This is a genomic window from Kosakonia sp. H7A (genome assembly GCF_003028445.1).
GTDB classification, from domain to species: Bacteria; Pseudomonadota; Gammaproteobacteria; order Enterobacterales; family Enterobacteriaceae; genus Kosakonia; species Kosakonia radicincitans.
In genome coordinates this window covers 187307-198932 of the sequence record NZ_PYTZ01000007.1, presented here as the reverse complement: position 1 = coordinate 198932, position 11626 = coordinate 187307, and the positions used below count along the sequence as shown (strand labels likewise).

The 11626-nt window shown below is 54.0% G+C and carries 11 protein-coding genes and 1 tRNA gene; 2 read left to right on the top strand and 10 right to left on the bottom strand.

Annotated elements, in window-relative coordinates; translation table 11 throughout:
• Window positions 1–3: 3 nt before the first annotated feature.
• The 5 genes from CWM66_RS21130 to CWM66_RS21110 all read right to left on the bottom strand — a co-directional run bounded on the left by CWM66_RS21130 (window position 4) and on the right by CWM66_RS21110 (window position 4288).
• Window positions 4–648 carry a hypothetical protein gene (locus CWM66_RS21130; protein ID WP_107147200.1) on the bottom strand — a complete coding sequence of 215 codons (645 nt, stop codon included), beginning with the start codon at window positions 646–648 and terminating at the stop codon, window positions 4–6.
• A 15-nt stretch (window positions 649–663) separates the two neighbouring features.
• Window positions 664–1197: a hypothetical protein gene (locus CWM66_RS21125; protein ID WP_107147199.1), complete on the bottom strand. Its 534-nt coding sequence runs from the start codon at window positions 1195–1197 to the stop codon at window positions 664–666.
• A gap of 72 nt (window positions 1198–1269) precedes the next feature.
• Window positions 1270–2481, bottom strand: coding sequence for a conjugal transfer protein TraF (locus tag CWM66_RS21120; RefSeq protein ID WP_107147198.1), 1212 nt, complete (start codon window positions 2479–2481; stop codon window positions 1270–1272).
• An 85-nt stretch (window positions 2482–2566) separates the two neighbouring features.
• Window positions 2567–3556, bottom strand: a complete 990-nt coding sequence (locus tag CWM66_RS21115) for a hypothetical protein (protein ID WP_107147197.1) — start codon at window positions 3554–3556, stop codon at window positions 2567–2569.
• Window positions 3557–3730: 174 nt separating this feature from the next.
• Window positions 3731–4288: a hypothetical protein gene (locus CWM66_RS21110; RefSeq protein ID WP_107147196.1), complete on the bottom strand. Its 558-nt coding sequence runs from the start codon at window positions 4286–4288 to the stop codon at window positions 3731–3733.
• A gap of 201 nt (window positions 4289–4489) precedes the next feature.
• Here CWM66_RS21110 and CWM66_RS21105 point away from each other — a divergent pair, with 201 nt between their 5' ends.
• Complete coding sequence (locus CWM66_RS21105) at window positions 4490–6076, top strand: TraI domain-containing protein (RefSeq protein ID WP_369878929.1); 1587 nt, start codon at window positions 4490–4492, stop codon at window positions 6074–6076.
• Window positions 6077–6100: 24 nt separating this feature from the next.
• Entirely contained in the window at window positions 6101–7066 is a 966-nt protein-coding gene (locus tag CWM66_RS21100; protein WP_107147194.1) for a tyrosine-type recombinase/integrase, read from the top strand.
• 273 nt (window positions 7067–7339) lie between these two features.
• Here the strand turns inward: CWM66_RS21100 and CWM66_RS21095 are convergent.
• The 5 genes from CWM66_RS21095 to CWM66_RS21075 all read right to left on the bottom strand — a co-directional run bounded on the left by CWM66_RS21095 (window position 7340) and on the right by CWM66_RS21075 (window position 11532).
• Window positions 7340–7415 (bottom strand) — tRNA-Phe (locus tag CWM66_RS21095).
• A 105-nt stretch (window positions 7416–7520) separates the two neighbouring features.
• Window positions 7521–8096: a transcriptional regulator gene (locus tag CWM66_RS21090; RefSeq protein ID WP_007372700.1), complete on the bottom strand. Its 576-nt coding sequence runs from the start codon at window positions 8094–8096 to the stop codon at window positions 7521–7523.
• 46 nt (window positions 8097–8142) lie between these two features.
• Window positions 8143–9846, bottom strand: a complete 1704-nt coding sequence (locus tag CWM66_RS21085; protein ID WP_107147193.1) for a protein-disulfide reductase DsbD — start codon at window positions 9844–9846, stop codon at window positions 8143–8145.
• The gene (gene cutA, locus CWM66_RS21080) at window positions 9822–10145 is read right to left on the bottom strand and encodes a divalent cation tolerance protein CutA (protein WP_007372702.1); all 324 of its coding nucleotides are present in this window, start codon (window positions 10143–10145) and stop codon (window positions 9822–9824) included. The genes CWM66_RS21085 and cutA overlap by 25 nt, the downstream gene beginning before the upstream one ends.
• A gap of 85 nt (window positions 10146–10230) precedes the next feature.
• Window positions 10231–11532: an anaerobic C4-dicarboxylate transporter gene (locus CWM66_RS21075; protein ID WP_107147192.1), complete on the bottom strand. Its 1302-nt coding sequence runs from the start codon at window positions 11530–11532 to the stop codon at window positions 10231–10233.
• Window positions 11533–11626: the final 94 nt, after the last annotated feature.

Genomic DNA, 11626 nt, shown 5'->3' with positions numbered 1-11626 from the left:
GCATTACTCCTCACCGGATATTACTGAACCGGGGAGACTTTCCGGTTCAGGGACGATATCGGTATCCGAAATGCTTTGCAGATAGCGCAGCGCTTCTTCTGCTGTTGAATATTCAGTAATACTCCGGCGACTCATATAGCTGTCAGTGGTAATTCCGTATTTTCCCGTTACTGTATTAAAAACGAAGTTGTGGCAACAATTGTCAGTCGGGACGTTATGTACAATCATTACTTTTTCGTTATTACGGTCAGCCCGCAGATATTGCATGACGAATTCAACCATGCGGATATTTTGATGCAGTTCGTGCTCTGATGTTGTGGTAAAACCAACAGAGAAGGCCAACTGACTGGTATAGCAATTATACATCCCGCCCGCGTGAAGGCCTTTTTCCCTGACCCATTTCTCTTTGTATTCATACATTGCCGGTGAGGGATTAACGAGGTCAAAAATAACCTGCCAGTTCGGTATATCTCCCCATGACGCAATCAGCAGTTCATCACGTTCGTTTTGCAGCTGAGTGAGGATGTCCTCTGCAATTTCAAGATTGCGTTCTGCACGTTTAACCGACCGTTCCCGGCGTTTCACAATATCCTGCGCATCAGCAATCCGTTCGTGGATGGCATTGAGTTGTGTCTGTAACTGAACCATGATGTGACCCCTTATTTACTTGATAGAGCCGTCAGCGACTTCAGGTATTTGTTTCATGAGGCGTGAAGTCCATGCCGGTTTCAGATGTTCCGGATTCGACGAACGGTAGGTGGCAGTCACAGAACTGCCCTTTGTGTTACCCGTGACTTCGAGGGTGAGCCTGTCATTACCGGCCCAGTTGCGGCTCATGCGGTAGTAGTTGCCTGGCTGAGCCAGCCAGCTGGTACCTTCGGATATTGCGGAGGCTGACCAGCCTGCGTTTCCCTGGCCGCTGTTGCGTGCGGCTGCAACATCCTCGTCGGATGAAAATCCAAAGTGCTGTTTCAGGCGCATGGCCGCGGTATCCACACCCGTGCCTGCCGGCAGGGTATAAACGCTAACAACATCATGACGGTCGGCTTCTTTGGACGCAGATGGCTGTGCTCCGGGAGCGGGCTGTGATGTGATATCTGAAAGCTGTTGCGGAAATTGGGTTAGCTGGCTCTGGCTGCATGCCGTCAGGGACATAAGCAGGGCAGTTATGGCCGGCAGGAGTTGTCTTTTTTTCATTTTATTTTCCTTTTGACGTCTTCAGGAAGTGAAATACCGGGGCTTATCCTTTGTTGCCCCGGTTTTGTTGAATCAGAAGGTGAACTGCATCTGGGCGACTGCACCGTAAGTACGGTCGGTGCCGGCGATGCCCGTGATGTCCAGATGGACCACATCAAAAGGCGAGAAACCGAGCCCGGCAGTGAAGGCGGAGCCATCGTTCGAAATGATGTTCTGGCGGTAACCGGCACGAACCTGCATCCAGCTCCACGCATTCAGCTCGACGCCGGCGCTTGCAAACTGACGCTTTTTGTCGGTATCGAAACGGCTGGCTTCAGTCAGGTCGACATCGAGTGCTGTCGTGATAAAACCGCTGTGCCATGCGGCTCCGGCTGTGGCCTGCGGCTTAACCTTGAATGTCCCGGTCGAGCCATTTACCGGTTTGGTCTCAACGGAACGGGGAATGACGTTCAGGACCGCCAGCCCCAGAGTCCAGTTATCTGTCAGGTCCGTTGCCAGCCCCAGGTCAGCGTTAAAACCCGTTTTTGTGTTGCGGTAATCGCCGGAATGGATATCGCTCTTATCGAAATCGCGAACGGAGACATTGTAGTTAAACAGGTCAATACGCTGATATTTCGGGGTGATACCCAGGGACCATCTCTGACCGGCGGTTTCAAACTGGTGAGCCATTGCGACGCCGACGTCTGTGATGACGGCAGCGCGCCCACTGGCTCTCGATGTCAGGGCATCTTTATCAACCAGCGATGGAGGAATGGTGCCCTCAGCCACTTTGTCCAGGTATTGCAGATCGTGGTCCGTAACCTTACCGTCTACAGACACGGTACCCCATGATTTCACCACAACGGCAAAGGGAAGCGTCCTGTTCGGCACCGTCGCGATTACCGATGCACCGAGCTGGCCACCGGAATGCGTGTCTTTCAGTTCATTCAGTTTGTTTTTCAGTGCGGCGGCGCTGGCACTCACACCGGACTGGTTGTTTACCGCGGTGTCGAAGTTATTCCAGAGGTTTTTGACGTCATCAGCCTTATCCACGGTGTTATCCGGATCTGAAACCTGAGCACCCACAGACGGCAATACGAGACTGAAATCATCAGTCGGTCCGAAACGGGTCAACAGCGCGGGGTTGGACAGCGCAGCGGTACCATAATGACTGGACGCAACACCTGTGCCCCCCATTGCATCATTACGGGCCTCCATCCAGCTCGTGGCGGCCTGGACAGAAGGTACGCCAGTAACGAACAAGACAGCGGTAATGCAGCGTGTAATCATTGAAACTTTCATCATTTATTTCCTTTTCTCATTTATGGTGTTTCAGGCAAAAGAATCCCCTGACGCTGGCGCGCCAGTTAAAACGGGCTATTCAGTGAATTCAGATGGAACGGGTTGAAATAATGTCTTCCGCTATCTTTCTCCATTCATCATTTATAAAATTATCCGGATTAAGGAAAGGCTCCCTTTCGTCAGTGCTCCAGATCCTTTGGGTATATTTTCCGTAAGTATCGTGGAAGGGTTTTTGTATTTCCCTTAATGCTGCCGGCGGAAGTACTTCCCCGGATATCATTGAATCGAGAATATTCCCTGAATCAATAAAGGTATCGACAAGGAAGAGGACTTCGGCTTTAAACAGCAGTCCGCACATGGCCAGGAATGAAGTAAATTGTTTCCCTGACTCACCCGATACTGAACAACGGCCAGCGCATTCCACAACACGGAACCTTGTGTCGTTAATGGTTCTGTACCGGCGAATAAACAGGAAAATATCATCCTGCTCTTTTTTTCGAATTAAAAAGAGATCCGGCCGGGCGATAAAATCTTCCGGGTTGATTTCCTGAATTCTGCACGTTAATAACCTGGCTGCATCGGACCAGTCAGGAAATACGGTAATCCGGACCGGAGGGACAATTTTGCCCGAGAGCCACCCGGTACTGACATAAAACCATTCGGACAATTTTTCCAGCAGGGGCGCGGTCATGTAACCGAGTGTTCTTTCCCGGTTTTCCAGCACATTCAGGCTCATGTTCCAGTCCGCAAGCAGATGGGCCACCTCCGGAGATGACAGATTGTATTCGTCCATCAACAGCCAGAAACGTTCGGGGATGCGGGTAATGGCGGCCTGATGCGGTGTGAGGGTTTCACGCATAACGCCTTCAATCATAATATTCACGAGAGCCGCAGCCGAGATCCCCAGCCTGCCTGACATGAGGACGATAAAATCCCCCACAGCAGGTTTGAAACGGATGGCCATCGGGTTACCGGATGTTTTCTTTCCGTCGGACATTGCGGCGGTCAGCTGCAGCAATTCGTCGTCCCGTTCAAGGGCGATCCTTGCCAGCAGGGATGTCATATTCAGATGCTTCATAAAAAGTCCTGGTGTTGGCTAACAGTCTAATTTTCATCGGTTTATTTATATGTATCCGGTGTGAATACGTTACGCCGCGAATATGCGGATGTATAACGGATAAAATCGATCGTTCAGATCGAATACATGCATGTATCCAGTGTGAAGCGCCGCGCAGGCAGGCGACAGGGGAAATTATTTTTCCGGTCCGGAAGATTTACGCCGCAGGACCAGCACAGGCCATGTCGTCCGGAAGACGGAACGCCAGCGCCACTGCCTGAAGAGGATTTCGAGCTGCATCAGCGCTCTTTTCCACGGAGTAAAAGGAATCTGATAAATACGGCTGCGGACCGTGAGTCCATATTCCCTGGTGTGGGCCAGTACCCTGTGGGCACGTATACCGGTCAGCAGGTGCGATGAGATGATAACGGTGCGGTGTGTTTCCAGTGCCTGGCAGGTTGAGGCGTTCACGCTCTGCCAGAACAGGCAGACACGCGGCGGCGTCAGGCGGGTGGTGGGCTGCCAGGGGGCCAGGTGAACCCATGCCCGCTTTCCGTGCTGGCTTATCAGCGTCATCTCCGGCCTGAAACGACGCTCTGCCCATGCGAGCGGGCGCAGCAGGAAGGGGAGGCCGGACAGCAGCACCCAGACCAGATAAAAACCGGAGCAGACGCCGCCGGTAATCTCCAGGCCCAACGCGGCGGACAAACCCAGCCAGAGCAGGAAAAAAGTAAAAACACAGGCTTGCTGCATGAACAGACTCCCGATACCGGTGTTAACAGAGGCGTGCAGGAGAGCATTCTTCCTGTGATCCCGGCACCCTGAAAATCTGAAAGCGCTTCTGAATATTTTCGCAAGCAGGATTTCTGTCCGGGCCGGTTCCGGATTTCCGGTTGCAATTATCAGGGGGGCTTTTAGCGTAGCGTCATTTTCAGCAGGCACATTCCGGCGGAGGTGACAGTGCGTGGATTTAACTGGTTAACAGGGCGGGGCAGGCAGGAAAGCCGGTCCGGAGAGTGGCTGCGGGAAGCCCCGCTGCCACGGACAGTGACTGATGATGGCTGGCTCCCTGCTAGGACGGGCAGGGCGTTACTGCAGTCAGATGAAAACCGCCGTCTTATCCGTGTGCTGGCAGAAAACAGCCCGCTGTCGCAGCAGGTCACGGAAGCCTGGTGGCTGCGTCCTCTGGAAGAAATGGCGGCACGGGTACAGGCCTGTCCGGCAGCATGGTCCGGTCCGTACTCAGGACCGGGGGGGTTTAATGAACTCAGCCTGAACGTGGCCACGCGTGCAGTGAGGCTGGTGCGGGGCATGATGCTGCCACCGGGTGCCACGCCTGAAGCTCAGGCAGAGCAGACGCCCGGCTGGGTCTGTGCCGCATACTGGGCCGGGTTGTTCCATCACCTGCCCTGGCTGATGCAGGTGGAGGGCGCGCTGAAAAGCGGCCGGGTCTGGTATCCGGGGCTGAGTGTGCCCGGAGAAGCGTGGCGGGTAAGGCCATCTGGTGAATCATCGGGTGGGATGCGCAGCACATATGTGGCGTTCAGGCTCCTGCCTGAGGTCGCCCTGATGTGGCTTCAGCGCTGGCCTGCGCTGTCAGATTCGCTGCTGCTGTTTCTCTCAGGACGTCGCGCCGAAGCCGGGATACTGAACAGCATTGTGAACGATGCCCTGAGCAGATGTGGTCTTTCTGATGCGGCCACGATGTCCGGGCAGGCACCCCATCAGGTCACTCTGGTGCCTGCGACTCCTGTCACTGAACATACCCCCCCGAAATTATATGAAGCAGATGTTATGTCATTGTCCAGTCAGGATAATTCTCCTGATGTTTCAGTGCCAATTAAAACCGGAGATTTGACCTACACTCCGGGGCTGGACACAGGGAAAGCCCCCGTTGATACAGCGACATCGTCTCCTTCTCTGGCACTGGAATCCGCTCTCTCTTCAGAGGCGAAACTGCATTCTGCAGAAAGTGACATCAGTACGGACGGTGAGGGTGACACGCAGATTTCCACTGAAAATCTCCTTTCAATGCTGGATCTGATGGCAGAAGGGAAACCCTCTGCGCCGGCCGCAAACACACCTGCGGATTACGCAGATAACTGCCCGGACATCCCGGTTAATGCTGACAGGGCACTTTCTTCTGAGTACAAGACAGGCCCGGGAGAGCAGGCCGGTACACGCTTTCTGGAATGGGTCAGGAACTGTGTTGAAGACGGCACGCTGAGCGTCAATGAAAAGGACAGCATTCTGCACGTTCTGGCGCAGTTTGTCTTTCTGGTGTCCCCGGCCTGTTTCTATCGCTATACCCCGACAGTGGAGGCCTGCGGGGTTGATAAGGACAGGCTGCAGAAAAGTTTTGAGTTACTGAACGTACATCATTCACGAAATGGTAAGGGGTTATTTCATTACCATCAATATGACACGCCGGATAAAAGCGGTCGTTTTACTAAAGTGTCAGGCTACATGATTAACGCTGACATTATTTTTAAAAAAGGGAACTGTCCTGCGGACAGTATATGGCTGTCAGCGAGAAAATAATTCGCTGAATATGATGAGGTGTTTATGACGGGTGTTGTTACATTTGACGATATTCTGGAAGATTATTTCCTCAGGAAATTTCTTACTAAGTCGACGGAATGGAGTTACAGGAAGGTGCTAAGAACTTTCATTGCATTCGCGGGGAAAAATACGCTACCCGAAAATGTCTCAGGCGATCACGTTCTGAAATGGCGACGGTATGTTCTTAAAAAACAGATGTCCAGTAAAAGGACATGGAATAATAAGGTCACACATATGCGGGCATTGTTTAATCATGCCATAGTGAGGGATCTTATTTCCACCAGAGAAAATCCGTTTAAAGAGGTTATTGTTAAACCCGATATCAAACGAAAAAAAACGCTCTCCGCTGAACAGATGAAGAAAATTGATTTAATCATGGAAAGAAAAATCGGGCTGGAGCAGATGGGGATTCACGATCGGCGGCCAAATGCTCTTGAACCCGCGTGGTTCTGGATGACGGTCATTGAGACACTTAAATTTACCGGTATGCGTCAGAATCAGCTGCTGCATATACGCCTGTGCGATGTGGATCTGGTGCAGGGGGTCATTGAACTGCGTGCGGAGGGCTCCAAGAATCACCGGGAGCATCGTGTTCCCATCATTGCCCGACTGCGGCCACGGCTTGAACACCTCTATCATGAGGCTGTCCGCAAGGGGGCCAGGAAAGGGGATCAGTTGTTCAGCATCAACCGGTTTTCCTCAAAAAAGGGCCGGATCATACACGGTAAAAATATGGACCATATCCCGCTGCGGGCTTTTTTCAGAAGACTGTCAAGGGAGTGCCAGTATGCTGTCAGCCCGCACCGGTTCAGACATTCCATTGCCACGGACCTGATGAAACTGCCGGAGAGAAGCCTTAATGATGTTCAGGCGCTGCTCGGTCATTCCAGCGTGGCGGTGACTCTGGAATATGTGGAAGCCAACATGGATAACCTGCGGCGAAACCTCGAAGCAGCATATGCGGCTTAAGAGTATGCCTAAGGCAAATTTCTAAGGGATTGATATCTAAAAGGGGGTTTTGCTTTACAAATCGTTGACAGAGTGGCGATGAGAAGGTAAATACCTGTAACTGAAATTGTTGGGATGTGAGAAATCCGGATGATGCAACGAACATCATCCGGATTCTTAATCCCGTAACCCTCAGGTGTAGAACGAATCGCTCTCATTCTGCCTGACGATGTGTCCGGGACTGTTTCATGCCCGTTAAGGATCTCATCTCTTAACGAACAGGCTCTGAAGAAGTGGTGCCCGGACTCGGAATCGAACCAAGGACACGGGGATTTTCAATCCCCTGCTCTACCGACTGAGCTATCCGGGCAACGGGGCGCATTAAACCCTAATCGTCTTAAGGCGTCAACCTTATTTCTAAAAATGCTATCCAGTTGCTCAAGTTTGCGGCAATCAGCGCGATTGCGCAGCGAAATCAGGTTAACGCGCCGCCCTGGCGGCAGCAGGCGAAACGCAGAATATCTTCTGCCAGCCGTTGCGCCGTATCGACATCGGCCTGGCTGCGCTTAACCAGCATCCGGCTCAGACACCCTTCCAGCACCAGTTCCATCTGCTTCGCCACCATCGCCGGATCGTCAACTTCCAGCTGCGTCAGCACCTGGTGCGTAAAGTCGTAAGCATCGCGCTTTTGCTGATCCGCCAGTTGATGGATGGGGTGTCCGGGATCGGGAAAGAACGTACATGCGGCGATAAACAAACAGCCGGGATAGCGGTTGTTGCTGACGCATTCAGTCAACGCGCCGTAGCGAGCCAGCAGCTTCTGCTCATGAGTCAGCGTCTCATCCAGCAACAGCTGTCTGCGCCAGGCATCAATCTGCTGGCTCAGATAACGCAGCGCATCATAGAGCAGGGCTTCTTTATCCGGCCAGAAACGGCGCAGCTCATTGAGGGGATAGCCGATGCGATCGGCAACCATCTCAAGAGTGGTTTCGGCAATCCCTTTTAGCTCAAGTAATTGCAAAGTCTGGCTCAAAACGTCTTCGCGTTGCACGGTGTTCTCCTCCGTTATCTGAAGCGAGCTCCCCAAACAGTGTTGTTTATGGGATGCGATTGCGCAAATGCGCGGCAAAGGTTGCCGCATCCATAAAACCGGTCACCCGGTCGGCGGGCTGTTCGACGCCTTGCGCGTCGAAAAAGAGGATCGTCGGCAGACCAAGCACATTCAACTGGCGCAGCAGCGCGGCATCCTGCGCGTTGTTCGCCGTCACGTTGGCCTGCAATAACACGCTCTCTCTCAGCGCCGCCTGCACTTGCGGGTCACTGAAGGTGTACTTCTCGAACTCTTTACAGGCTACGCACCAATCCGCATAAAGATCCAGCATTACCGGCCGACCTTTTGCCTGCGCCAGCGCCTTGTTCAGATCATCAACGGTCTGGATCGGGGTAAACGCCAGCGGCGAGTGCGTCTGTACGGCGGGCGCGCCAAACGCCCAGTCCTGCAATGGACGAGCACACACCAGCGCAGCGCCGAGCAGGGCAATTTGCACGACACGTATTACCGGGCGCGTCACGTTGAGGCTGGAAATGAACGCCCAGGCAAAAAACGCCAGACCCAGCAGCGACAAGAGCCGCAATCCCCATGTATCGCCCAGCACGCGCTCCAGCAGGAAGACGGGCAGGGCGAGGATAACAAAACCAAAGGCGATTTTGACCTGCTCCATCCACGGCCCGCTTTTCGGCAGCAACCGGTTGCCGAACACCGTGACCAGGATCAGGGGTAAACCCATGCCCAGTGCATACAGATAAAGGGTGCCGCCACCGAGCCACAGATTACCGCTCTGGGCGATATAGAGCAGAATGGCGCTCAGTGGCGCGGTGGTGCAGGGCGAACAAATCAGCCCGGCGATTGCGCCCATGGCGAACACGCCGCCAGGTGAGCCGCCCTGCTGGCGGTTACTCCACAGCATTAAACGGGTTTGCAGTGCGGACGGCAGTTGCAGGGTAAACAGGCCGAACATCGACAGCGCCAACAGGCTAAAGAGCACGGAGAGCCCAATCAGCACGTAAGGATGTTGTAATGCCGCCTGAAACGATAACCCGGCAGCGGCGACAACCAGCCCCAGCGCGGTGTAGGTTAGCGCCATTCCCTGTACATAGATAAACGCCAGCAGCAACGCGCGTGTGGTAGACAGGCGCTGTTTGCCGCCCAAAACAATGCCGGAAATCAGCGGATACATTGGCAGTACACAAGGGGTAAACGCGATGCCAATACCGATAAGCAGCGCCCAGAGCGCGGAAAAAGGCAGTGAGGCTGCAGGCGTGTCGTTTGCGGTAACCGGCTTTTCGGCGGGCGCTGGCGCAGTGGATTGCGTGGCGGCAACCTCCATCAACGGCACGACTTTGGTTTCCGGCGGATAGCAGAACCCGGCGTCGGCGCAGCCCTGATAAGTTACCGTCAGCGTCGCGCCTTTTGTCGCCTGCGTCACTTCAAGCGGTAGCGTGAGTTGCTGGCGGTAGATCTCGGTTTTGCCGTAGAACTCATCTTCATGCATCTCCCCGTCAGGCAACGCCAGCGTGCCAATATGGGCCTGATTCGGGGTGACGCGAATTTGCTGGCGGTAAAGGTAGTAACCCTCTTTCACCTGCCAGTTGAGCGTAAGGTCGTGCTGATGTTGCTGAAAATCAAAAACAAACGCTTGATCGGCAGGGACAAAACTGGAGCGACCAGGCGCGTCGAATAATCCGGCAAAGGCGGATGTGCTGCACAGCAGCAGGATCAGCGTAAGGATGCGTTGAGCCATGAGAGGTAATCGTAATCTCCGTGGGTAACGGGCAAAGCCAGTAGTTCCGGGGTCTGGTACGGATGGTGCGATTTAATGCAGGCGAAAAGATCTTCCAGATGCGCGACGTCAGTTTTCAGCAGTAGCTGAACTTCGTACTCCTGCTCCAGTTTACCTTCCCAGTAATAGAGCGACGTTGCTCCCGGCAGAATAGTGACACAGGCGGCAAGCTTATCGGCCAACACCTTGGCGGCCAGATCCTGGGCAGTGGCTTCATCCGGGGCAGTGCAGAGTACAACAACGGCATCAGGCGTGTTCATCGTCAACCTCGTAGCAGCGAAAGTATCGACTATACCACGCGAAGGAAAAGGATCGGGCCGCCGCGCGGCCCGATTTTAAGGACTTTTACAACAGAATACCGCCAAAGATGAAGCCCAGAATGACGCACAGGGCAATGGCGATCACGCCCGGGATGAGGAACGGGTGGTTAAACACGAACCTGCCGATGCGCGTTGAACCGGTATCGTCCATCTCAACCGCCGCCAGCAGCGTGGGGTAAGTGGGCAGCACAAACAGCGCGGAAACCGCCGCAAACGATGCAACGGCGGTCAGCGGCGAAACGCCCAGCAGCAGCGCGGCAGGCATTAGCGCTTTGGTAGTTGCCGCCTGCGAGTAGAGCAGTGTCGCGGCGAAAAACAGTACCACGGCCAGCAGCCATGGATAGTTATGCAATAAGTCACCGGCCACCACCTGAATATCTTCAATATGGTGCTTCACAAACGTATCACCCAGCCAGGCGACGCCCAGCACGCAGATACAGGCGCTCATGCCCGATTTAAACGTACTGGCGTTCAGCACTTCGCCGGTGTCGATTTTGCAGGTCAGGCAAATCAGCGTGGCGATGGTCAGCATAAACACCACAATTGCTTCGTTACGCGGCAGTACCGGGTGGGCAATCAGCCCTACGGTTGGGCTGATTGCAGTGGCGTACAGCATCACCGCCACAATGCCAATCAGGAACAGCAGCACCGAGCGTTTAGCGTGGGGTTTCAGTTCAAATACCTGGCTGCCGCGCAGCTTCACTTCACCTTTCGCCAGACGCTCCTGGTACACCGGATCGTCTTTCAGCTCGCAGCCGAGGAAGTTACACACCACGGCGGTGATCATCACGGCAATCAGCGTGACAGGAATACAGATCGCCAGCAGCGTCAGGTAACTGACACCCAGCGGTTCAAGGATACCGGCAAAAAAGACCATGGCGGCAGAAATAGGCGAGGCAGTAATGGCGATTTGTGAGGCGACCACGGCAATCGACAGCGGACGCGACGGGCGAATACCTTGCTCTTTCGCCACTTCGGTAATCACCGGCAGCGTCGAGAATGCGGTGTGCCCGGTTCCGGCAAGGATCGTCATAAACCATGTGACCAGCGGCGCAAGAAAGGTGATGTATTTCGGGTGGCTACGCAGCATGCGTTCAGCCAGGCTCACCAGATAATCCATGCCGCCCGCCACCTGCATCGCGGCGATAGCGGCAATAACGGCCATGATGATTTCGATGACGTCAAAGGGAATGGCGCCAGGCGGGATTTGAAAGAACAAGGTCAGGACAAGAACGCCAAGGCCACCCGCAAACCCAATGCCGATACCGCCAAGCCGGGCGCCCAGGTAGATGGCTAATAAGACGAGGACAAGCTCTGCTGTAAACATAGTGGCTTCCTTGTTTAACTAAGTGATATTAAATCGTTATATTTTAGTTACTATCCATAAGAAAAAAGGCACGTCGCGAGTGACGTGCCTTTTA

Excerpts from the sequence above, each read along its gene's own strand:
- CWM66_RS21130 (WP_107147200.1), bottom strand. The coding sequence starts at position 648 with ATGGTTCAGTTACAGACACAACTCAATGCCATCCACGAACGGATTGCT.
- CWM66_RS21125 (WP_107147199.1), bottom strand. The coding sequence starts at position 1,197 with ATGAAAAAAAGACAACTCCTGCCGGCCATAACTGCCCTGCTTATGTCC.
- CWM66_RS21120 (WP_107147198.1), bottom strand. The coding sequence starts at position 2,481 with ATGATGAAAGTTTCAATGATTACACGCTGCATTACCGCTGTCTTGTTC.
- CWM66_RS21115 (WP_107147197.1), bottom strand. The coding sequence starts at position 3,556 with ATGAAGCATCTGAATATGACATCCCTGCTGGCAAGGATCGCCCTTGAA.
- CWM66_RS21110 (WP_107147196.1), bottom strand. The coding sequence starts at position 4,288 with ATGCAGCAAGCCTGTGTTTTTACTTTTTTCCTGCTCTGGCTGGGTTTG.
- CWM66_RS21100 (WP_107147194.1), top strand. The coding sequence starts at position 6,101 with ATGACGGGTGTTGTTACATTTGACGATATTCTGGAAGATTATTTCCTC.
- CWM66_RS21085 (WP_107147193.1), bottom strand. The coding sequence starts at position 9,846 with ATGGCTCAACGCATCCTTACGCTGATCCTGCTGCTGTGCAGCACATCC.
- cutA (WP_007372702.1), bottom strand. The coding sequence starts at position 10,145 with ATGAACACGCCTGATGCCGTTGTTGTACTCTGCACTGCCCCGGATGAA.
- CWM66_RS21075 (WP_107147192.1), bottom strand. The coding sequence starts at position 11,532 with ATGTTTACAGCAGAGCTTGTCCTCGTCTTATTAGCCATCTACCTGGGC.